This is a genomic window from Polaromonas sp. (assembly GCF_039932935.1).
Classification (GTDB): Bacteria; Pseudomonadota; Gammaproteobacteria; order Burkholderiales; family Burkholderiaceae_C; genus Polaromonas.
This window is the reverse complement of the sequence record NZ_JBDTPB010000076.1, coordinates 1-22,348: the sequence shown is the minus strand read 5'-3', so window position 1 is coordinate 22,348 and position 22,348 is coordinate 1. Positions and strand designations below refer to the sequence as shown.

Here is a 22,348-nt window from a genome sequence, read left to right as displayed (position 1 = left end):
GCAGGCCGAGGTCATGTCATACCAGCGCAATGGTGATGCGTTCAATCGCTGCGCGTGTATCGGGCCGCACGCCGCGCCACCATGCAAAGGCTTCAGCCGCCTGCTCCACCAGCATGCCCACGCCATCGGCCAGCCGCCGGGTTCCCGCGTTTTGCGCCAGGCGCAAAAACGGCGTGAGCCCTTTGCCGTACGCCAGTTCGTAGGCCAGGCAACCCGGGGCGAACACACTTGCCGGAACCGGCGGCAGTTCGGCGCGCAGGCTTGCCGAAGTGGCATTGAACACCACGTCAAAGGTCTGCCCCGTCAGATCCGAATAGCCGCAGCCGCGGACGTTTGCCCGGGCCGCGCCCATGGCCTGCAGTTCAAGTGCCCTGGCAACCGTGCGGTTGGCAATCACCAGTTCGGCCGGGGCCTGCGCCAGAAACGGCAGCAACGCGCCTCGCGCCGCGCCGCCGGCGCCCAGCAGCAGCACGCGTTTGCCTTGCAGCTGGCAGCCCAGGTTGTGCGTGACGTCCCGCACCAGGCCAACGCCGTCGAAGTTTTCTGCCAGCACGCGTTCGCCGTCAAATTTCATGGCATTGGCCGCCCCCGCGAGCTGCGCCCGCTCCGAGCGTTCGGTGGCGTAGGCAAAGGCATCGAGCTTGAAGGGCGCGGTAATGTTCAGGCCTTTGCCGCCCACGGCGCAGAAGACATCAACGGCGCCGGCGAAACCGCCAGGCGGCCCTTCGATGGCCGTATATTCCATGTCCTGCCCGCTAGCCTGGGCAAACATGGCGTGGATCAGCGGCGATTTGCTGAACCCTATCGGGTTGCCGATGACGGCATAGCGGTCGGTCATGGCTGCGCCTCTGCATACAGCACGCCGTCGCGCTCCATCGCCTCGATGTCGGCAGCGCTATAACCAACGCTCGCGGCGATCTCGCGGTTGTGTTGGCCCATGCCGGGTGCAATGCAGGCAGACGAGGTGTCGCACTCCGAAAACCTGAACGGCAGGTTGGCCAGGCGTATTTTTCCCAGCACCGGGTGGTCCTGCTCAATCACCATGTTGCGCGCCTGAATTTGCGGGTCGTTCAGCACTTCCTCAATGTTTTGCACTTTGGCGCTGGGCACGTCAATCGCATCCAGCGCGGCCAGGCACCCGGCCACGGTACGGCCCGCTACCCAGGCTTTCGCCTGGGCCAGTATTTCGGTGCGGTTTTCGTTGCGCCCCGCAGCGCTGTGAAAGCGCGCGTCAAGCGCTAGCGCTTCGCCGCCTGTCAGCAAAGCAAAACGCTTCCAGGCATCGTCGACCTGCGCGGCAATCACGAGATAACCGTCGCTGGCGGCAAACACGCCGTACAACGTGCTTTGAGGCATGTCGTGCCCGGTCTGCTGCGGAATTTCCTTGCCGCCCGAGAGGGTGTAACACTGCACCGCATAGTCGTGCATGGACACCAGGCAGTCGTACAGGGACAAGTCAATATGCTGGCCCCTGCCCGACTTGATGCGGCCCAGCAGCGCGGCACATACCGCCGCCACGCCATGGATGCCGGTGTACATGTCGCCCAGTGAAACGCGCAGCAGCGGCGGTGCGCTGCCGGGCTCGCCGACCATGGCCATGATGCCGCTCTTGGCCTCAGCAATCAGGCCGAAGCCTGCACGGTGCGCGTCCGGGCCGGTATGGCCATAGGCGGAAATCGAGCAGTACACCAGGCCAGGGTTGCGCCGGGACAGCTCCTCATAGCCCAGGCCGAGTTTTTTCAACGCGCCAGGGCGGTAGTTCTCGACGAAGACGTCAGCCGCGTCGGTGAGCTTGTGCATCATTTCCAGGCCGCGCGGGTCCTTGAGGTTGATGCACAGGCCTTTTTTACCCATGTTCTGCTGCAAAAAGTAACCACTCTGCCCCTTGATAAAGTAGGCATGGGCGCGGCCCGCATCCCCGTCCTTGGGCCGCTCAATCTTGATGACGTCTGCACCCATGGCTGCCAGGCAGCGCGACAAATAGGGCCCGGCCAGGAAATGGCTGTAATCGACGACGCGAATACCCGCCAGCGGCAGCGCTTGTGTAGCTTTATTCATAAAAACCTGAGTTCGTCCTTGTATATCGGGCGCAAGCAGCTATTTTTTTAATAGCAAATCATTTTTCAGATGACGGCCGGCGCGGCACCATCAAGCGATGCTCGCCCTTTTGCACCGCCTGTCCGGCCTGGTTGATCAGCTCGGCGGGCAGCACCACGATGCCCCAGCCTGGCTTGCTTTTGGAGGGCCGCATGCTGGCCACCCGGAACTTCACATGCAGCGTGTCATTGATCTTGATGGGCAGAAGGAAGTCCCAGGTCCAGCCCAGCGACATGCCGGGCAGAAAGCGGTATTCGCTCTGGGTTTTCAGGCCGTCGGCAACCGACAGCCCCATCAGGCCGTGCGCAACACGGCAGCCGAAGTGCGAGGCATTGGCGTAAGCCTCGTCCACATGCACCGGCGTGAAGTCGCCCGTGAGTTCGGCGTAGGCATCGATGCGCGCGGCGGTGAAGGTATAGGACGGGCTGGTGCACTCGTCGCCGACCTGTGCGTCGTCCCAGTATTTTTCCGGCGTGGCGAACTGGATGTTGGGGTTGGGCATGAGGTGCCTTTCAGGCTGAGGTGGCTCTGGGATTGACTGCCAATACGGCAGACACGCTGCCGGCACTGGCCTGGATCAGCTCGACGGCCAGGCCATCGGGCAGCTGCAGCCAGTTGCGGCCCTGGGGCAGTTGCTTGACGCCCCATGTCTGCGCCCCGGCCAGTGCGGCCTCCAGGTCTTCCACCATGATGCCCAGATGCGCCAGCCAGCCCGCGTCGTTGGACGGCGGCGCGGCAAAGCCGGACGTACTCATGAGCTGCAGACCGCCGATCGTCCAGTACTGGTGCGGTGCATCGGCGGGGCCGTCGATCTCGCGCATATCCATGCCCAGCACCTTGCAGAAGAAGTTGATGTGCCACTGGATGTCTTTGACGCGTACCGCGGTGTGTTCTACATAGGATTTTTGTTGGGGCCGGCCCATGGTGAGCCCTTTTGAAGGGTCTTGGCGAGGCAGTGCACGCTCAATACCCTTGATGCAGGCCACCAGGGACTGGTTGACGGGCGTGGGTATGCCGCACTTCGCCCCCTGGCGCACTACCGCACCGTTCACAAAGTCGATCTCGGTGATCGAGCCCTTTTCCAGGCTTTGCAGCATCGAGGTTTTGAACGCGTAGGGCAGGCCCTCGCCCGCCTTGACCCAGGGCTGGCGCGGGTCGGTGGTGGCAAGCGTGATCCCGCTGGCTTTCGCCACCGCCATTGCTTCGGCCACGGCCGCAATGCCACAGGCCTCAAGCTCAGGCACCTGGTACATGTCGCCATAGGGCAGGCGCGTGACGGCGCTGACGGCGCCGGTGGCCACGTTGACCAGCAGCTTGTCCCAGATTGTGCCGACGATGTTGCGGCTGACCGTGGTGTCGAGCCCGGCGGCGTTGAAGGCGGCGGCGATGCGCTGCACGCGCTCCGTGATGCGGCCGTCCAGTTCGCCCAGGTGGGTGTCCTTGCCGCGCGTTCCAATCAGCACATGCCCGGCGCCAAGCTGCGTGCCGCCCGTGTAGGTTTTGCCGGCCAGCACGCGCTCGCGGCCCACGATGCTGCCCAAGATGTCTTCGTGCCCCAACCCATTTTGCAGTGACAGCACCACCGTGTCCGGCCCCAGCAGCGACAGGGCTGCCTCCATGGCCGGGCGGGTATCGAAGGACTTGACCAGCACGATGACCAGGTCCACCGCACCGGTGTCCATGGCCACGCCACCGGCGGAGATGGCGGCATGCACCCGCACGCAACGGTCTACGCCGCCGTCGCGCAGAACCAGCCCGCGGCCGTTCAGGGCCTCGACCTGGGCAGCATTGCGGTTGATGAGCCAGACCTCGTGGCCGGCCTCGGTCAGCACGCCGCCTAGGGCACAGCCCAGCGCGCCGGCGCCCAGAACACAAATCTTCACTGCACAACTCCTTCGTGATTCAGGAGCGAATTCTGGGCGGGCCCAACCATGTCGTCTATGCGATGAGGGCAATACCAATCATTGCGTATGACAATAGAGGTATGGAAAAAGACCTTGATCTGCTGGACATCAAGCTACTGCGGCTGCTGGACCAGCTCTATACCACCCGCAGCGTCACCCGGTCGGCCGAGGTCCTGGGGCAAAGCCAGCCCACCGTCAGCATCTGGCTGGCGCGCCTGCGCAAGCAGCTTGGCGACCCGCTGTTTGTGCGCACGGCCGGGGGCATGCTGCCCACGCCGCGCACCGATGCGCTGATCGCCACGGTGCGCGAAGTGCTGAGCGGGTTGCAGCGACTGGCGCAGTCAGAGGCTGCCTTTGACCCGTCCACGGCGCAGCGACGCTTTCGCATCTGCATGACCGACGCAAGCCACATCACGCTGTTGCCGCGGCTGCTGTCCCACGTGCGGGCTGTGGCGCCAGGCGTGGCGCTGGAAGCCGGGCGTATCGATGCCGGTCTGGCGCATGCCCTGCAAGCAGGCGAAGCCGATCTTGCCGTCGGCTTCCTGCCCTGGCTCGACGCCGGTTTCTACCAGCAGACGCTGTATGGCCAGGACTGGATTTGCCTGGCCAATGCGCGACACCCGCGGGTGGGTGGTGCATTGGGTGCCGACTGGAACCTGGCAATTTACCAGGCGGAGGCGCACATCGCGATCAGCTCCGGCACCGGCTACCAGCTGTTGGACGGTGCACTGGTGTCACAAAACATCTCGCGCCGAGTGTTGCTGGAGCTGCCGGGCTTTCTGGGCCTCTCTGCCATTTTGTCCTCTACCGACCTGATCGCCACGCTTCCGCGCCACATCGGCGAAACCCTGGCTCGCGCCGCTGGCCTTCAGGTGCTGCCCTGCCCGCTGGTGATTCCCGGGTTTTCCGTGAAGCAGCACTGGCATGCCCGCTACCACCATGACCCGGCCTCCCGTTGGCTGCGCGGCGTGTGCGCCGAGTTGTTTATGAAAAGTGACTCCAACCCTTTATAGACGGGCGCAAGCAGCTATATTTTTTATAGCAACCAAACTCAACGCGTCACCCGGCTGGCCTGAAGTGCCTGAATCGCGTCCTCGGCATAACCCAGTTCCTGCAGCAGCTCTCGGGTGTGTTCGCCCAGCCTGGGCGGGTTCAGGCGCACCCCGGGGCGTTTACCGTCCAGGGTCAGCGGCAGCAGCACGGTGGCGCTTGTTTGTCCTGCGCGGGCGCCGTCAGTCAAGGTGATGGACGCCAGGCCGCCCGTTGCTTTCAGGTGCGGGTCGTCAAACAAATCTTGTGGGCGGGTGATGGGCGCAAACGGCAGCGCGTGTTTTTCAAACACGGCGCCCAGTTCGGCCGCGCTGTGCTCCGCCAGATGGGAGCGCAGCAGCGGCACCAGCCACTCGCGCGCAAGCACGCGGTCGTTGTTGGTGAGCAGCCGCGGGTCGGCGCGAAGCTCCTGAAGGCCAAAAGCCTCGCAGAAAATAACCCACTGCGTGTCGCTGACTACCGCCAGGAAGATCTGCTCGCCGTCTTTGACCGTGAACACGTCATAAATTGCCCAGGCCGAAATGCGGCTGGGCATGGGCGCGGCAGGCTGGCCGGTCACAGCGAACTGCATCATGTGCTGGGCCACCAGGAAGACATTGTTTTCAAACAGCGCGGCCTGCACCTCTTGGCCCTTACCCGTCTTCTCTCGTGCGGCCAGCGCGGCCATGGCGCCGATGGCCCCGAACATGCCGCCCATGATGTCGTTGACGCTGCTGCCGGCGCGCAGCGGGTCGCCGGCGCGCCCCGTCATGTAGGCCAGGCCGCCCATCATCTGCACCACTTCATCGAGCGCCGTGCGGTGGTCGTAGGGGCCGGGCAGGAACCCCTTGTGGCTCACGTAAATCAAGCGCTCGTTGAGCTGCGAGAGGCTGGCATAGTCCAGGCCCAGCTTCTTCATGGTGCCGGGCTTGAAGTTTTCGCTGACGATGTCGGCGGTGGCAATCAGCTTGAGCGCCAGCGCGCGTCCTTCAGGGGTCTGCAGGTCAAGCGCGATGCTTTTTTTGTTGCGGTTGAACATGGGAAAAAATCCAGCGCCGGAGCCGAGGAGTTTTCGGGTGTTGTCCCCCGTAATCGGCTCGACCTTGATGACCTCTGCCCCCAGGTCGGCCAGCAGCATGCCGCAGGTTGGCCCCATGACCATGTGGGTGAACTCGACCACGCGCACGCCCGCGTAAGGCAGGCTTTTGGCTTGCTCGGCAGACGCATGGGCTTCAGGCATGCCTCCTTGCACAAAACCTCTTGGCAGACCGGCTTCGGGTGTCATGCCATAAAGCGGCTCCCCCGGCAGCCCGGCCTTGAGCGGCTCGCGCGCAGCCATCAGTTTGGCTAGGTCCACGCCCGTGGAAATGCCCATGGCTTCAAACATGAAGACCAGGTCTTCGGTGACCACATTCCCCGACGCACCGGGTGCATAAGGGCAGCCGCCCAAGCCTCCAAGCGAGGCATCGAATGTGCGCACGCCTTCCTCAAACGCGGCCAGGCAGTTGGCCAGGCCCAGCCCGCGTGTGTTGTGCATGTGGGCGGCACCGGCCTTGCCGCCAATTTCTGCGCGCAGGCGCCTGAACAGCCGCCGTACTTGCGCGGGGTTGGCATAACCGACGGTGTCCGACAAGCCCGACTCGTCAGCGCCCGCCGCTACACACTGCGCCGCCAGCCGGATCACGTCGTCCTCAGGGACCTCGCCCTGCAGCGTGCAGCCAAACGCGGTTGAAATAGCGGCTTCAAGCTTCACGTGCGGCGCCCGCTCATGACGCAGGCTTGCGACAGCACGGACCTCTTCGACCATCTCTTCGCGTGTCTTGCGCACATTGGCCAGGGAATGCGCCGCGCTGGCGGACACCGGCATGGTCAGCTTGTGCACGCCGGCCTGCAACGCGGCCTCCGCCCCGCGGCAGTTGGGCACCAGAGCCATGACGGTGAGGCCCGGCAGGGTAAGCGCGTGCCGCACCACGTCGGCCGCATCGGCCATTTGGGGCAACAGCCGGGCGGGAACAAACGAGCACACCTCGATTTCCCGCAGGCCTGCTTCATACGAGGCGGTGATCCATCGAAACTTGTCGGCGGTGGCCATGGTGCGCTCGACACTTTGAAGCCCGTCTCGCGGGCCGACTTCACTGATCAGCACTTGGCTGGGTAGGGTGGCTTGCATCGTGTTGGTTGTTCTGTAAGATAGAACTGTATTCTTTCTTATGAAATACTGAAGCACGTTGGCGGCGCTGTCAAGCCGCCGGACAGGAGACCGCATGCCGCGAAAAGCCCAGACCGAATCAATTGCCGACAGCCACGCCGCACCCGGCGGCGCCGCCGCGGTGGACCGCGCCCTGTCGCTGCTGTCGGCCTTCCGCGCCGGTGACACCTCGCTGGGCCTGAGCGAGCTGGCGCAGCGCACGCAGCTCTATAAAAGCACGGTACTGCGTCTCTTGGCCTCGCTGGAGCACGCGCGGCTGGTCCAGAAACTCGACGACGGCCGCTATGCACTTGGCGCGGGTATCGCGCGCCTGCATGGAATCTACGCCGCCTCGTTCTCGCTGGATCGCGTGGTGCTGCCGGTGCTGCGCGACCTGGTGGCCGCCACCGGTGAAAGCGCGGCCTACCATGTGCGCCAAGGCGAGGCTCGCCTGTGTCTGTACCGCGTGGATTCGCCCCACCCGATCCGCGACCACATCAAGGCCGGCGATGTGCTGCCCGCGGACCGCGGCACGGGTGCTCGCATTTTGATAGCGTTTGGCGCAGAGCGGGTAAGGGCTGGAGGCTCAAAAGATCGTCAGCTGTACGCCAAAATCCGGGAACAGGGCTACTACACGGCAATCGGTGACCGCCTGGCCGACGTGGCCGGCATTTCAGCGCCGGTATTTCGGGCCGACGGCGCGCTGGCCGGCGCACTGACGCTGACCATGCCCAGCAACCGGTACAACCCGCGCCACGTCAAGCCTGTGCTCGAAGCCGCGCGCCGCCTGGCGGGGCTGATGTGAGATGCGCACGCCACGCCGACAGTGCGCTTGGGTTCAACCAAGGGTTCAAGCGTGCGTTGGGAGGACCCCGACGCGCCACTGGATCTTGAGCGAAAACTGCTCGCCGGGGCCGAGCACACGCAGGCCAGGTTGGCCCGGCAGGTGAAACGCGTCGATGGGCTGCGTGATGGGTTCGAAACAAAACGCGGAGCCTTGCGGCGGCCGGTAGACCAGGCAGAAATGCTCTGCGGCGCCGCCGTCGCGCTCAAAGTCCGGCATGCTGGCCGTGACCTGCAGACCCAGTTCGGGCCAGGCGATGCTGGCCTTGCCGCCCCAGCCGGTGTAGCCGTTGTCGATGAGCGAGCCATTGGCCGGCGCGCCTTCGTTCAGGTTCCAGCTCGCCGGAAAGTCGGTCGTGTGCGCAACCGGCATCGGATCATCGCCGCAGAGCCACAGGCCCTCTACCTGCGCGGTAATCCGCGTTTGCGCCGTGCGGGGAAACCACGGATGCACGCCCAGGCCGTACGGCAGTGGCGTGACGCCCAGGTGGCGCACCTGCACCTTCTGGTCCAGCCCGCCATCAACCAGCCGGAAGGTTTGCACAGCTTCATAGTCATACGGATTACCGTCGAAGCCGTGCGACACCAGCGTCATCACCAACGTGTCTGCGGCGGGCTGCGAAACCTGCCAGGGCTGCAACCAGCCGTCGCCATGAATGGGATAGGGCTCGCCCTTGCGGTTCGGCCGCATGGCATAAAACTGCCCCGCGTGTTGGAAGCCGCCGTTGCTGATGCGGTTGGACCACGGCACCATGGCAAACGAAGCGGTCTGGTAGAGATCCTCTGTCTTGCCGTCCCAAGGCCGCCAGAGGTCCAGCGGCCCTTGCGGGCGGTCCAGCTGCCAGGCGGCCACACTGCCGCCGAGCGAGGGAAGCAGTCCCAGACGTTGGCCGGCGTGGCGCAGCCAGGCAACAGGATGTGCGGAATCAGTCATTGAAAAACTTTCATGGCCAGGGGCATTGAAGGAAACGCTTATGCATGGGTGTCAGCCGCCAAACAAACCGGCTGGCACACCCGGGCTGTCAATCGCCACCGCGAACAGGCCACCGGCCAGCGGCTCGGCGACGAGTTGATCGGGCGTGAGGCCGGTGCTGGCCGTAGTGATAAAAAGGGTGCGCAGGTCCGGCCCGCCAAAGGCGCAGTTGGTCACATGGCTTGTCGGCAGCGGCACGCGGCACAGCTCCTGCGCAGTGACCGGGTCATGGCAGCTGACGCAGGCGCCGCCCCAATGGGCTATCCAGAGGCGGCCGGCGGCGTCGGTGGTCATGCCGTCGGGTACGCCGTCCCCGGCAGCAAAAGCCAGCCAGAGGCGCTTATTCGACAAGGTTCCGGCCGCATCGTCAAAATCATACGCATGGATGCGGCCATTGACCGTGTCGTTGAAATACAGGGTGCGCCCGTCGGCGGACCAGGTGGGGCCGTTGGTCACTGCAAAACCTTCGTCATGGCGCGTGCAGCGGCCATCAGGGTCATAGCGATACAGCGCGCCCGTGGGGGCCACGCAGTCAAAGTCCATCGTCCCCGCCCAAAAGCGACCTTGGGCATCACACTTGCCGTCGTTGAAGCGGTTGCCCGGCAATTCGGCCTCGGGCTGGTGCAGGTAGCGCGGCCCGCCGCCCGAGGCGGGGTCAAACAGCGCGAAGCCGCGCCGCAGCGTCACGATCAAGCCGGGCGCCTGGATGCGTTCAGCCAGCGCAGAAATTTCCTCATCGAAAGACCAGCTGTGACACGCGCCAGTGGCCGGAAGAAAGCGATGCAGGCGGTGACCGAGGATATCTACCCAGTACAAACATTGTTCACGCGCCGACCACAAAGCGCCTTCGCCGAGCAGGGCCCCGGCCGGCTGAACGCAGTGCACCACGCCAGGCACGGGCGTGGCCAGTTGCTGCTGATACGCCTTGGCAGGCGTGTCGGGAATTGATGTCACTCATGTCTCCACGTTGTGGTTTGGTGCATTGGCGCCATGCCTCTTGACGCGATGGATGATATCAATGCATAGTGATGTTGGAAACTTATTATTTTTTATTTATTGATACAAAAATTGCAATGTCAAACATGTCCAGTCCGACCCCCTCAACGCCCAGCTCCCCAACCATGCGGACTGCTCCCGCCACCGATACCCTCTCCATTTTTCCCAGCCTGAAGCAGCGGTCGGTGTTTGTCACCGGCGGAGGAAGCGGGATCGGCGCCGCCATCGTGACGGCGTTTGCGCAGCAGGGTGCGCGCGTGGCTTTCATTGATGTCGCGAAGGACGCCAGTGAAGCGCTTGCGCAGCAGCTGGCCGATGCGGGGCACGCCCGCCCATGGTGGCGCGCCTGCGATGTACGGGACGTGGCCGCGCTGCAGTCGGCGATCACCGACGCGGCGGGCGCATTGGGTGATTTTTCGGTGCTGGTCAACAACGTCGCCAGCGACGACCGGCACAGCCTGGAGTCTGTCACTCCTGCCTATTACGACGACCGCATCGCGATCAATGAACGGCCCGCCTTCTTCGCGATCCAGTCCGTGGTGCCGGGCATGCAGCGGCTCGGCGCCGGCTCCATCATCAACCTGGGCTCCACGGGCTGGCAGGGCAAGGGCTCCGGCTACCCCTGCTACGCCATCGCCAAGTCTTCGGTGAACGGCCTGACGCGCGGGCTCGCAAAAACGTTGGGCCAGGACCGCATCCGCGTCAACACGGTGTCGCCCGGCTGGGTCATGACCGAGCGGCAGATCAAGCTGTGGCTGGACGCCGAAGGCGAGAAGGAACTCCAGCGCAACCAGTGCCTGCCCGACAAACTGCTGCCGCACGATATCGCGCGCATGGTGCTGTTCCTGGCATCGGATGACGCGGCCATGTGCACCGCGCAGGAGTTCACAGTGGATGCCGGCTGGGTGTAAGTGAACCTCCCCCGAAGCGCCTTTGGCGCCTCCCCCTCAAGGGGGCGACACCAGTGGCCCGGCAAAGCCGGTTCCACGGTGTCCCTGGCTTGGCTTGGCTTGGCTTGGCTTGGCTGGGTAGGGTTTTAGTCCATCTCCAACCTGCGGCCGTAGAGTGTCAGGCTCGCTGTCTTCAGCGCCTTCATCATGACCTTGGCGGCGGGCGACGGCAGCCGGTCGGTGCGGGTGATGATGCCGAAGGCGTCCATGTGGCAAGGCATGTCCAGCGGCAGTACAGAGACGATGCCGTGCGCCGCGTAATACCGCGCCACATCGGCCGCGACCACCGCCACCATGTCGCTTTGCTGCAGCATGCGCGTGATGAAGAGCAGCGCGGAAGACTCGACCACATCGATGGGCGGTGCGAGCCCGTCTTCCCGGAACATCAGTTCGAACCGGTGCCTCAGGACGCTGCCTGCGGGCGGAACAATCCAGGGCGCCGCCACCACGTCGCGCAGGGTCAGGCCCGGCACGCCCAGCAGAGGATGACCTGGCCGCGCCATGGCGCACACGGGTTCCTCGATCAGGGGTTCATAGCGCAAATTGGTCTTGTCATGCTCGGCAAAGAGGCGGGCCACGAGGATGTCGAGCTTGCCCTGCTCCAGCCGCTCCAGCAGTACCGGGCTGGTTTCGATGTCCAGCGAAATGCGCAGGCTCGGGTGCTCCTGTTTGACGACGGCAACCGCAGACGGTAACAAGGCCAGCCCCGGCGAGGTAATCGCGCCAATGCCGACATGGCCGAAGTGCCCGGTTTTGAGCGCGGTGAGCTCGTCATGCGCCTGGTTCAGGCTGGCCAGCGCCATGCGCGCATGCCGGATCATGGTTTCGCCATACCAGGTCGGCCGCATGCCGCGGGGCAGGCGCTCGAAGAGCGATACCTCCAGCACATCTTCCAGATCCTTGAGCAACTTGGACGCCGCCGGCTGGGTCATGCTGAGGACCTGCGCCGCGCGGTGAATGTTGCCTTCTTCAGCCAGCGCAACCAGTAACAGCAGTTGCCGGGTTTTGAGGCGCGCGCGAATAAACCAGTGGTTGTAGGTGCTCATGGGGTTTTCCAGAATGCGTAGAACGATATCTATTTTGTCAAAAAAATGATTGGATTGATATCAAAACCAATAATAGACTGCGGAGCTATGAAAATGAGGCTCTCATGAAATTTGGCGAACTCCAGCAAAACGCCAGGCTTTACATCAATGGGCGGTGGGAAACCGGCGCCACCACGGGCACCAGCATCAACCCCTCGGATACGCGGGAAGTGGTGAGCGAGTACGCACGTGCCGACCGCAACCAGACCGAGCTCGCGATCCGGGCCGCCTCCGAGGCCTTGCCGCACTGGAGCCACAGCACGCCCCAACGCCGCGCCGATGTGCTCGACCAGATAGGCAGCGAAATCCTGGCCCGCAAGGACGAGCTGGGCATGCTGCTCGCACGGGAAGAGGGAAAAACATTGCCTGAAGGCGTGGGCGAAGCGGCGCGCGCAGGCCAGATATTCAAATTTTTCGCGGGCGAAGCGCTGCGCGTGCAGGGCGAGACCATGGCCTCGGTTCGGCCCGGCATCCAGGTCGACGTGACACGTGAACCCGTGGGCGTGGTGGGAATCATCGCGCCGTGGAACTTTCCGCTCGCCATACCGGCCTGGAAAATCGCGCCTGCATTGGCCTACGGGAACACCGTGGTCTTCAAACCCGCCGAGCTGGTGCCCACCTGTGGCTGGGCTCTGGCCGAGATCATCAGCCGCTGCGGACTGCCGGCAGGTGTGTTCAACCTGGTCATGGGCAGCGGCCGCGAGGTGGGGCAAACGCTGGTTGATCACCCCATGGTCAATGCGCTGACTTTCACGGGATCAGTGGCAACAGGAGGCCAGATCCTCCAGGGCACCTCGGCACGCCGTGCCAAAGTGCAGCTGGAGATGGGTGGAAAGAATCCACTGGTGGTCCTGGCGGACGCCGACCTTGACCAGGCGGTCGATTGCGCCATGCAGGGTTCGTACTTCTCGACCGGTCAGCGGTGCACCGCCTCAAGCCGCCTGATTGTGGAAGCGCCTGTGCACGATGCTTTTGTAGCGCGCCTGCGCCACCGCATGGCGGCGCTCAAGGTCGGCCATGCGCTGGAGCGCGGCGTCGAGATGGGGCCCGTGGCTGACCGCGCCCAACTCGAGCAGAACCAGTCTTATATCGAGATCGGCCGCACCGAAGGCGCCGAACATGTCTGGGGTGGTGAACTGCTTGAACGCCCGACGCCCGGGCACTACATGAGCCCAGCGCTGTTTCTCGCCCGACCGGAGCATCGCATCGCACGCGAGGAAATCTTCGGCCCTGTCGCATGCGTATTACAGGCCGACGACTATGAACACGCGCTGACGCTCGCCAATGACACGCCTTTTGGTTTGTGCGCGGGCATTTGCACCACCTCGCTCAAACATGCCATGCATTTCAAGCGGCACGCCGAGGTGGGCATGACCATGGTGAACCTGCCAACTGCAGGTGTGGACTTTCACGTGCCGTTCGGCGGCCGCAAAGCATCAAGCCATGGTCCGCGCGAGCAGGGCCGTTACGCCGCAGAGTTTTACACCACCGTGAAGACTGGGTATATGCTGGCCTGAGCGCTAAAGTTACCGATAGCTGCTAGTTCATTTCAACCAAGGAGACAACATGAAAATTCATCGCCGCACCCTCGCTGTCGCACTCGCGTGCGCCCCACTTGCCGGCTTGCTGCCGGTTTCAGCCTGGGCCCAAAAGCCCATCGTGCTGGGCTTTAGCCAGGTCGGCGCGGAGAGCGAATGGCGCACCGCCAACACCGAATCCATCAAATCGGCCGCCAAGGAAGCCGGCATCGAACTCAAGTTCTCCGATGCCCAGCAGAAGCAGGAAAACCAGATCAAGGCCATTCGCTCCTTCATCGCGCAAAAAGTGGACGTAATCGCGTTCTCGCCGGTGGTCGAGTCGGGCTGGGAAACCGTTCTGCGTGAAGCCAAAGCCGCCAAGATCCCCGTCGTGCTGACCGACCGCTCGGTCAACGTGAAAGACACCTCGCTGTACGTTTCCTTCATGGGTTCCGACTTTGTCGAAGAAGGCCGCAAGGCTGGCCGCTGGCTGGTCGACAACATGAAAAGCACAAGCGGGCCAGTCAACATCGTCGAGCTGCAGGGAACCGTAGGCTCCGCACCGGCGATTGACCGCAAAAAGGGTTTTGAAGAAATCATCAAGGCCGATCCGAAGTTCAAGATCATCCGCTCGCAAACCGGCGACTTCACCCGGGCCAAGGGCAAAGAAGTGATGGAAGCCTTCCTCAAGGCCGAAGGCAAGAAGATCAATGTGCTTTTCGCGCACAACGACGACATGGCCATCGGTGCGATCCAGGCCATTGAAGAGGCCGGCATGAAGCCCGCCAAAGACATCACCATCATTTCGATCGACGCCGTCAAGGGCGCCTTCGAGGCCATGATGGCCGGCAAGCTCAATGTCTCTGTGGAATGCAGCCCCTTGCTGGGCCCCCAGCTGATGACGGCAGTCAAGGACATCAAGGCCGGCAAGACGGTTCAGAAACGTATCGTTACCGAAGAGGGAATTTTTCCGATGGAAGTGGCGGCCAAGGAATTTCCCAAGCGTAAGTACTGATTTGCGCATGCACCCGCACGCTGATACTGGAAGATCCATTTACAACATTCAAGAGGACAATTCATGAAACGTATTTTTCTGAAAACTTTGCTGGCCGGCCTTACCCTGAGCGCTTTCGGTATCGCGCCGCTGGCCCATGCACAGGACAAGGGCAGCATCGGGATCTCGATGCCGACCAAGTCATCGGCTCGCTGGATCGCCGACGGCGACAACATGGTCAAGGTGCTCAAGGAGCGCGGCTACAAGACCGATCTGCAATATGCAGATGACGATATTCCGAACCAGCTGGCCCAGATCGAAAACATGATCACCAAGGGTGCGAAGGTTCTGGTGATCGCTTCCATCGACGGCACCACCCTGTCCAAAGCGCTGCAGAGCGCTGCCGACAAAGGCATCAAGGTCATTGCCTACGACCGCCTGATCAAGGGCTCGAAGAACGTGGACTACTACGCCACTTTCGACAACTTCCAGGTCGGTGTGCTCCAGGCCACCTCTATTGTTGACAAGCTGGGCCTCAAACAAGGCAAGGGCCCCTTCAACATCGAACTGTTCGGCGGCTCACCCGACGACAACAACGCCTTCTTCTTCTACGACGGCGCCATGAGCGTGCTCAAGCCCTACATCGACAGCGGCAAGCTGGTGGTCCGCAGCAAGCAAATGGGCATGAACAAGGTGGGCACGCTGCGCTGGGACGGCGCAGTGGCGCAGGCGCGCATGGACAACCTGCTGTCGGCCTACTACGGTCAGGAGAAGGTTCACGCGGTCTTGTCGCCTTATGACGGCCTGTCCATCGGCATCTTGTCATCGCTCAAGGGCGTCGGCTACTGCTCTGCGCAGCAGCCCTGCCCGGTGGTCAGCGGCCAGGACGCCGAGATTCCTTCGGTGAAATCCATCCTGAAAGGCGAGCAGTACTCGACCGTCTTCAAGGACACGCGCGAGCTGGCCAAAGTGACGGCCAACATGGTGGATGCCGTGCTGTCGGGCAAACAACCCGAGATCAACGATACCAAGACTTACAACAACGGTGTGAAAGTGGTCCCGTCTTACCTGCTCAAGCCAGTGGCTGTGGATGCGTCCAACTGGAACAAGGTGCTGATAGGCAGCGGTTACTACAAAGAATCCCAGGTCAAGTAACACTGGCTGAAGACAAACAGCCCCGTGCGGCAACGCACGGGGCTGTCAATATCAAGGGGTGGCAATCACCTTTGCATCAAAGGACAGGCATTGGAAACGATTCTCGAGATGCGCGACATCCGCAAAACCTTTCCCGGGGTTGTCGCGCTGAACAAGGTCAACCTGCGCGTGCGCGCGGGTGAGATCCATGCCATCGTGGGTGAGAACGGCGCCGGAAAATCGACCTTGATGAAGGTTCTCTCCGGGGTCTACCCGCACGGCTCGTACAGCGGCGACATCGTTTACGAAGGACAGGAACGCCAGTTCCTTGGCATTCACGACAGTGAGCAACTGGGTGTCATCATCATCCACCAGGAGCTCGCCCTGGTTCCGCTGCTGTCCATTGCCGAGAACATTTTCCTCGGCAACGAAACCGCGCAGCGCGGCGTGATCGACTGGATGGCGGCGCACAGCAAGACGCAGGCCCTGCTGAAGAAAGTGGGCCTCAAGGAATCACCCGCCACGCTGATTACCGACATCGGCGTAGGCAAGCAGCAGCTGGTGGAAATTGCCAAGGCCCTGTCCAGGCAGGTCAAGCTGCTGATCCTCGACGAGCCCACTGCAAGCCTCAACGAAAACGACAGCCAGGCGCTGCTCGACCTGTTGCTGGAGCTCAAAGGCCAGGGCATCACCTGTATTCTCATTTCGCACAAGCTCAATGAAATTTCGCGCGTGGCCGACGCCATCACCATCCTGCGCGATGGCAGCACCGTCGAAACGCTGGACTGCCGCGCAGAGGCCATCAGCGAGGACCGCGTCATTCGCGGCATGGTGGGCCGCGAGATGGCCGACCGTTACCCGCCGCGCCAGCCGCAAATTGGCGAGACCGTGTTTGAAGTGCGCGACTGGAATGTTTACCACCCGCTGCACACCGACAGGAAATTCATCAAGGGCGTCAGCCTGCAGGTGCGCCGCGGTGAAATCGTCGGCATTGCCGGGCTGATGGGGGCAGGGCGAACCGAGCTTGCCATGAGCATCTTCGGACGGTCGTGGGGCCGCCGCATCAGCGGCCAGGTTCTGTTGAACGGCCAGCCTGTCGATGTCGGCACGGTGGAGAAGGCTGTTCGCCACGGCTTGGCCTATGTGACTGAAGACCGCAAGGGCAACGGGCTGGTGCTGAACGAAGACATCCAGTTCAATGTGTCGCTGGCCAATCTCAAAGGCGTTTCAAGCGCCTCGGTCATCGACGATGGCCGTGAGTACCAGGTCGCGCAGAGTTACCGGGAGAAGCTTCGCATCCGGTGTTCAAGCGTCGGCCAGAAAGTCCTCAACCTCTCAGGCGGTAACCAGCAAAAGGTGGTGCTGAGCAAATGGCTCTTCACCAGCCCCGAGGTTCTCATCCTCGACGAGCCTACGCGCGGCATTGACGTGGGCGCCAAGTACGAGATTTACACCCTGATGGCCCAGCTTGCGGCCGAGGGGAAATGCATCATCGTCATTTCTTCGGAAATGCCGGAATTGCTGGGGATGACTGACCGCATTTATGTCATGAACGAAGGCCGCTTCATTGCCGAGATGCCGACGGCCGAAGCCTCCCAGGAAAAGATCATGCGCGCGATCATGAAAGCAAGCTGAAAAATGAACAACAAACCCTCTACCGCCGTGCCCGCCGCTAAATCCCCCGTCGAAAGCGACAAGTCGCCGCTCGACTACCTGAAGCACAACTTCCGCGAATTCGGCATGTTGATCACGCTGGTGGCCATCATGGTCTTTTTCCAGTACATGACCGAGGGCACGCTAATGCAGCCCCTCAATCTGACCAACCTGGTCCTGCAAAACAGCTATATCGTCATCATGGCTTTGGGCATGCTGCTGGTGATCGTGGCGGGGCACATCGACCTGTCTGTAGGTTCGGTGTGCGGCTTCATCGGTGCACTGGCGGCCGTGCTGATGGTTCAGTACGACTGGCATTTTGTGCCCGCGTCGCTGGCGTGCCTGGCCTGCGGCGCGCTGATAGGCGCAGTTCAGGGGTGGTTTGTGGCCTTCTTCCGCATTCCCTCCTTCATCGTCACGCTGGCGGGCATGCTGGTGTTCAAGGGGCTGGCCCTGGCACTGCTGCAGGGCCAGTCGGTCGGCCCCTTTCCCGACTCATTCCAGATGCTGAGCTCGGGGTTCATGCCCGACCTGCTGGGCAGCGACGGCCTGCGCAAGAGCTCGCTGCTTCTGGGCGTGGTGCTTGCCGCCGTGCTCGCGGTGGCTGGCATACGTGCGCGGGCCAACCAGTTCAAGCATGGTATCCAGGCCGAACCCGCCGTGTTTTTCCTTGTCAAAACGGCGGCATTCTCCGCGCTTCTGATCTATTTCAGCTACCTGCTGGCCTCCTACAGAGGACTGCCCAATGTGCTGATTGTGATGGCCGTGCTGATCTTCCTTTTCCACTTCATCACGGGCCGCACCACCATTGGCCGGCGCGTCTATGCGATGGGCGGCAACGAAAAAGCCGCCAAACTGTCGGGCATCAAGACCGAACGCCTGGCCTTCTATACCTTTGTCAACATGGGCGCGCTGGCAGCGCTGGCCGGCCTGGTGTTTGCCGCGCGCCTGAACACCGCCACGCCCAAGGCCGGCCTGGGCTTCGAACTCGACGTCATTGCCGCCTGCTTCATTGGCGGGGCTTCGGCCTCGGGCGGCGTGGGCAAGGTCATGGGCGCGGTGATCGGTGCGTTCGTGATGGGTGTGATGAACAACGGCATGTCCATACTGGGCGTTGGCATCGACTACCAGCAGGTCATCAAGGGCGTAGTGCTGCTGGCCGCAGTGTTTGTCGACGTCTACAACAAGAACAAGGCATGAACCACCCGGCTGTACTGAAGGCAGGGCATCGCGCAGAGCTTGCGCCATGACTCAGGCCGATCCCGCCCCGGTACTGGAACTCACAGGTATCCACAAACAATTTGCCGGTGTCGCAGCGTTGCGCGATGTGCGTTTGTGCTTGTATCCCGGTGAAATCCACGCCTTGATGGGGCAAAACGGTGCAGGCAAGTCCACACTGATCAAGGTGCTGACCGGCGTGCTTGAAGCCAGCGGCGGCCAGATGCAGCTGGCCGGCAAAGCCGTGTGGCCGAACTCTCCCCTGGCCGCACAGCGCCTTGGCATCAGCACGGTTTACCAGGAGGTCAATCTCTGCCCCAACCTCTCGGTGGCAGAGAACATCTTCGCAGGGCGCTATCCGCGGTGCGGCATCGCGCAGGGTTTTCGCATTGACTGGGCCTTGCTGAACCGCCGCGCGCGCGAACTTGTCGCGCGCATCGGCCTGGACATCGACGTCACGCGCCTGCTGTCGAGCTACCCGGTTGCGGTGCAGCAGCTCGTGGCCATCGCGCGCGCCATCAGCATCGAATCGAAAGTGCTGATCCTCGACGAGCCCACGTCCAGCCTGGACGATGACGAAGTCCAAAAACTCTTCGAGGTATTGCGCCGCTTGCGCGATGACGGGCTCGCCATCGTTTTTGTGACCCATTTCCTGAACCAGGTCTACGCGGTATCGGACCGCATCACGGTGCTGCGCAACGGCACCTGGGTAGGGGAATGGCGGGCAAGTGAACTGGGGCCCCAGGCGCTGATCGCGGCCATGCTCGGCAGGGAGCTGGCAGCGCAATCCGCAGGCGCCGCAGTAGCGCCGGCATTTGATGACGCAGCGCCGGCACTTTTGCAAGCCGAAGGTCTGGGCCAGGCAGGCCAGTTGCAAGCCGTCGACCTGCGCGTGCGCGCCGGCGAGGTGGTGGGCATCGCAGGCTTGTTGGGTTCCGGGCGCACCGAGCTGGCGCGCCTGCTGTTTGGCCTGGAGACACCGGATCGCGGTGTGCTGAAGATCAATGGCCAGACGGTCACTTTTTCCAATCCCGCCGACGCGATCCGGCACGGCCTGGCGCTGTGTCCCGAGGAGCGCAAGACCGATGGCATTGTGGCCGAGCTGTCGGTGCGGGAAAACATCGCGCTGGCATTGCAGGCCCGTATGGGCATGCGCCGTTTCCTGTCGCGGGCCGAGCAGACCGCGCTGGCCGAGCGCTTTGTCCAGGCCATGGGCATCAAGACCGCGAGCGTCGACACGCCCATCGGCCTGCTGTCGGGCGGCAACCAGCAAAAAGCCATGATCGCGCGCTGGCTCGCCACCGAGCCGCGCCTGCTGATCCTGGACGAGCCCACACGCGGCATCGACGTGGGGGCCAAGCAGGAAATCATGGAGCAGATCCTGCGCCTGGCAGATGCCGGCATGGCGGTGGTTTTTATCTCGTCCGAAATGAGCGAGGTGGTGCGGGTGGCGCACCGCATCGTCGTGCTGCGCGACCGCCGCAAAGTGGGCGAGCTGCCCGCGGGGAGCAGCGAAGACACTGTCTATGAACTGATTGCGGCTGAACATGTCTGAAGTGCCTTCTTCTTTTCTGACTGCCGCGCTACGGCACCGTCTGGTCTGGCCGCTGCTGACGCTGGCGTTGCTGCTGGCCGTAAACACCGCTTTCAATGCCAGCTTTCTGCACCTCGAGTGGCGCGACGGGCATCTGTACGGCAGCCTGATCGACATTCTCAACCGGGCTGCCCCACTGGTGCTGGTGTCGCTGGGCATGACCATGGTGATCGCCACCCGCGGCATCGACATTTCCGTGGGTGCCGTGGTCGCCATCGCGGCGGCGCTGGCCGCCTGGATGATTGGCGGGTCGGTGGCAGGCAGCGTGAGCCGCTTTCCAATGCCGCTGGCGATCGTGGCGGCACTGGCCATCGCCCTGGTATGCGGGCTGTGGAACGGGTTGCTGGTCGCCAAAGTGGGTATGCAGCCGATCATTGCCACGCTGATCCTCATGGTGGCCGGCCGCGGCATCGCGCAGCTGATCACCGGCGGGCAGATCATCACCATTTACTATGCGCCGTTCTTCTTCCTGGGCAGCGGCTACCTGCTGGGTTTGCCCTTCTCGCTGTTCATCGTGGCGACCGTTTTTGCGCTACTGTATCTGGCGGTGACGCGCACCGCCCTGGGCTTGTTCGTCCAGGCCGTGGGCATTAACCCAACCGCAGCACGCGTGGCCGGCATACAGGCGAAACGCCTGATCATTGCGGCCTATGCGTTCTGCGGTTTTTGCGCAGGCATTGCGGGCTTGCTGATCAGCTCCAACGTCAAAAGTGCCGACGGCAACAATGCGGGCCAGCTGCTGGAGCTCGACGCCATCCTGGCCGTGACGCTGGGCGGCACAGCCCTCACCGGTGGGCGGTTCAGCCTGGTGGGCAGCGTGATCGGTGCGTTGATCATCCAGACCTTGACGTATGCCATTTATTCGCTGGGCGTGCCGCCTGAGATCAACCTCGTGGTCAAGGCCGTGGTGGTGTTTGTGGTGATGTTGCTGCAATCGCCTGAGTTCCGGGCCGAGATCGGTTTCTGGATGCGGCGGCCCGCAGCGCGGGAGATGCGGCCATGAACACGACGCTCACCAAACCCGTCGCAGAATCCGCCCCAAGGCAAGCGGCGCCCGCGGCACCGGCTTCCCGGTTCAATTCCAAATACCTGCCGCTGGCCGCCACCATATCGCTCTTCGTCGCCATGGCGACCATGGGCTCGGTGCTTTACAGCGGGTTCTTTTCGGCTCAGGTTTTTCTCAATCTGCTGATCGACAATGCCTTCCTGGTCATCATCGCCGTGGGCATGACCTTCGTCATCCTGTCGGGCGGCATTGACCTGTCCGTCGGCTCCGTAGTGGCGCTGACAACCATGGTATCGGCCGCGCTGGTGGAGCATCACGGCTGGAGTCCGATCGTGGTGATTCCGCTGGTGCTGCTGATGGGCACGGCGTTCGGCGCCTTCATGGGATTTCTGATTGAACGCTTTCGCCTGCAGCCTTTTATCGTGACACTGGCCGGAATGTTCCTCGCGCGCGGCCTGTGCTACCTGATCAGCGTCGACTCCATCAGCATCACCAACGAGTTTTACTCGGAAGTCTCGCAGCTGCGCATTCCCCTGTGGGAAGACGCTTCGCTCTCCATCAGCGCCGTCATCGCCATCGTGGTGCTGCTGGTGGCGGTGTTCATCGCGCATTGCACGCCCTTTGGCCGCGCGGTGTATGCCGTGGGCGGCAATGAGCAGTCGGCGCTGCTGATGGGCTTGCCGGTGCGCCGCACACTCGTGGGGGTCTACACGCTTTCGGGTTTTTGCTCGGCGCTGGCCGGCGTGGTTTTTACCTTCTACATGCTGTCGGGCTACGGCCTGCACGCCACCGGCATGGAGCTTGACGCCATCGCCGCCGTGGTGATTGGCGGCACCCTCCTCAGCGGCGGCGTGGGTTATGTGGCGGGCACCCTGTTCGGGGTGTTGATGCTCGGCATCATCCAGACCCTGATTTCCTTTGACGGCACCCTGAGCTCCTGGTGGACGCGCATTGTTGTCGGCGTGTTGCTTTTTGTTTTTTGCCTGTTGCAACGGCTTTTAACAAACCGCACTCCCAAATCCTCCTGAAACCTTATCGACAGACATACCATGACAAGCAACAAGCGAAAACTGCGCTCCACCGAATGGTTCGGTTCAGCCGACAAAAACGGTTTCATGTACCGCAGCTGGATGAAGAACCAGGGCATTCCCGACCATGAGTTCGACG

Annotated in this window: 19 protein-coding genes and 2 pseudogenes; 11 read left to right on the top strand and 10 right to left on the bottom strand. The window is 62.7% G+C overall.

The genetic code is table 11. The annotated features are described in order from the left end of the window. Positions 1-16: 16 nt before the first annotated feature. The 5 genes and pseudogenes from aroE to ABI546_RS13995 form a co-directional block, all read right to left on the bottom strand. Positions 17-838, bottom strand: a complete 822-nt coding sequence (aroE, locus tag ABI546_RS14015; RefSeq protein WP_348047271.1) for a shikimate dehydrogenase — start codon at positions 836-838, stop codon at positions 17-19. Continuing rightward, positions 835-2,058, bottom strand: coding sequence for a CoA transferase (locus tag ABI546_RS14010; protein ID WP_348047269.1), 1,224 nt, complete (start codon positions 2,056-2,058; stop codon positions 835-837). Before ABI546_RS14010 ends, aroE begins: the two co-directional genes overlap by 4 nt. Before the next feature lie 58 nt (positions 2,059-2,116). After that, a complete protein-coding gene (locus tag ABI546_RS14005; protein WP_348047267.1) occupies positions 2,117-2,599 on the bottom strand; it encodes a MaoC family dehydratase in 483 nt (160 codons plus the stop codon). Between the two features lie 10 nt (positions 2,600-2,609). Next, complete coding sequence (locus ABI546_RS14000; RefSeq protein ID WP_348047299.1) at positions 2,610-3,020, bottom strand: VOC family protein; 411 nt, start codon at positions 3,018-3,020, stop codon at positions 2,610-2,612. 30 nt (positions 3,021-3,050) lie between these two features. After that, positions 3,051-3,980, bottom strand: a pseudogene (locus ABI546_RS13995) (ketopantoate reductase family protein); the annotation flags it as partial. A gap of 101 nt (positions 3,981-4,081) precedes the next feature. Here ABI546_RS13995 and ABI546_RS13990 point away from each other — a divergent pair. Continuing rightward, positions 4,082-5,014 (top strand): LysR family transcriptional regulator, encoded by a 933-nt coding sequence (locus tag ABI546_RS13990; RefSeq protein WP_348047265.1) that lies wholly within the window; start codon positions 4,082-4,084, stop codon positions 5,012-5,014. 38 nt (positions 5,015-5,052) lie between these two features. On the opposite strand, the gene ABI546_RS13985 is transcribed toward ABI546_RS13990, so the two are convergent. Then, the gene (locus ABI546_RS13985) at positions 5,053-6,270 is read right to left on the bottom strand and encodes a CaiB/BaiF CoA-transferase family protein (protein ID WP_348047297.1); all 1,218 of its coding nucleotides are present in this window, start codon (positions 6,268-6,270) and stop codon (positions 5,053-5,055) included. Between the two features lie 96 nt (positions 6,271-6,366). Continuing rightward, positions 6,367-7,200: pseudogene (locus ABI546_RS13980) on the bottom strand (hydroxymethylglutaryl-CoA lyase); the annotation flags it as partial. A gap of 94 nt (positions 7,201-7,294) precedes the next feature. On the opposite strand from ABI546_RS13980, the gene ABI546_RS13975 reads away from it, so the two are divergent. After that, on the top strand, positions 7,295-8,023 hold the full coding sequence (locus ABI546_RS13975; protein ID WP_348047263.1) for an IclR family transcriptional regulator: 729 nt from the start codon (positions 7,295-7,297) through the stop codon (positions 8,021-8,023). Positions 8,024-8,068: 45 nt separating this feature from the next. Here the strand turns inward: ABI546_RS13975 and ABI546_RS13970 are convergent, their stop codons facing one another. Together ABI546_RS13970 and ABI546_RS13965 are read right to left on the bottom strand one after the other, a co-directional pair. Beyond that, complete coding sequence (locus ABI546_RS13970; RefSeq protein ID WP_348047261.1) at positions 8,069-8,995, bottom strand: aldose 1-epimerase; 927 nt, start codon at positions 8,993-8,995, stop codon at positions 8,069-8,071. A 51-nt stretch (positions 8,996-9,046) separates the two neighbouring features. Next, positions 9,047-9,988, bottom strand: a complete 942-nt coding sequence (locus ABI546_RS13965; RefSeq protein WP_348047259.1) for an SMP-30/gluconolactonase/LRE family protein — start codon at positions 9,986-9,988, stop codon at positions 9,047-9,049. 167 nt (positions 9,989-10,155) lie between these two features. Here ABI546_RS13965 and ABI546_RS13960 point away from each other — a divergent pair, with 167 nt between their 5' ends. Beyond that, positions 10,156-10,941: an SDR family oxidoreductase gene (locus tag ABI546_RS13960; RefSeq protein ID WP_348047257.1), complete on the top strand. Its 786-nt coding sequence runs from the start codon at positions 10,156-10,158 to the stop codon at positions 10,939-10,941. 125 nt (positions 10,942-11,066) lie between these two features. Here the strand turns inward: ABI546_RS13960 and ABI546_RS13955 are convergent, their stop codons facing one another. Then, positions 11,067-12,026, bottom strand: coding sequence for a LysR substrate-binding domain-containing protein (locus ABI546_RS13955; RefSeq protein ID WP_348047255.1), 960 nt, complete (start codon positions 12,024-12,026; stop codon positions 11,067-11,069). Between the two features lie 104 nt (positions 12,027-12,130). Here ABI546_RS13955 and ABI546_RS13950 point away from each other — a divergent pair, with 104 nt between their 5' ends. The 8 genes from ABI546_RS13950 (at position 12,131) to yjfF (ending at position 22,209) form a co-directional block, all read left to right on the top strand. Continuing rightward, positions 12,131-13,582: an aldehyde dehydrogenase family protein gene (locus ABI546_RS13950; RefSeq protein WP_348047252.1), complete on the top strand. Its 1,452-nt coding sequence runs from the start codon at positions 12,131-12,133 to the stop codon at positions 13,580-13,582. A 49-nt stretch (positions 13,583-13,631) separates the two neighbouring features. Continuing rightward, a complete protein-coding gene (locus ABI546_RS13945; RefSeq protein WP_348047250.1) occupies positions 13,632-14,597 on the top strand; it encodes an ABC transporter substrate-binding protein in 966 nt (321 codons plus the stop codon). A gap of 63 nt (positions 14,598-14,660) precedes the next feature. Then, positions 14,661-15,731, top strand: coding sequence for a multiple monosaccharide ABC transporter substrate-binding protein (gene chvE, locus ABI546_RS13940; RefSeq protein ID WP_348047248.1), 1,071 nt, complete (start codon positions 14,661-14,663; stop codon positions 15,729-15,731). A gap of 108 nt (positions 15,732-15,839) precedes the next feature. Then, positions 15,840-17,345, top strand: coding sequence for a multiple monosaccharide ABC transporter ATP-binding protein (gene mmsA / locus ABI546_RS13935; protein WP_348047295.1), 1,506 nt, complete (start codon positions 15,840-15,842; stop codon positions 17,343-17,345). A 3-nt stretch (positions 17,346-17,348) separates the two neighbouring features. Then, positions 17,349-18,563, top strand: a complete 1,215-nt coding sequence (mmsB, locus tag ABI546_RS13930) for a multiple monosaccharide ABC transporter permease (RefSeq protein ID WP_348047246.1) — start codon at positions 17,349-17,351, stop codon at positions 18,561-18,563. Positions 18,564-18,609: 46 nt separating this feature from the next. After that, positions 18,610-20,136, top strand: coding sequence for a sugar ABC transporter ATP-binding protein (locus ABI546_RS13925; protein WP_348047244.1), 1,527 nt, complete (start codon positions 18,610-18,612; stop codon positions 20,134-20,136). Beyond that, the gene (locus ABI546_RS13920; RefSeq protein ID WP_348047242.1) at positions 20,129-21,178 is read left to right on the top strand and encodes an ABC transporter permease; all 1,050 of its coding nucleotides are present in this window, start codon (positions 20,129-20,131) and stop codon (positions 21,176-21,178) included. The genes ABI546_RS13925 and ABI546_RS13920 overlap by 8 nt, the downstream gene beginning before the upstream one ends. After that, positions 21,175-22,209 (top strand): galactofuranose ABC transporter, permease protein YjfF, encoded by a 1,035-nt coding sequence (gene yjfF / locus ABI546_RS13915; RefSeq protein WP_348047240.1) that lies wholly within the window; start codon positions 21,175-21,177, stop codon positions 22,207-22,209. Before ABI546_RS13920 ends, yjfF begins: the two co-directional genes overlap by 4 nt. The last annotated feature ends 139 nt before the right edge of the window (positions 22,210-22,348 follow it).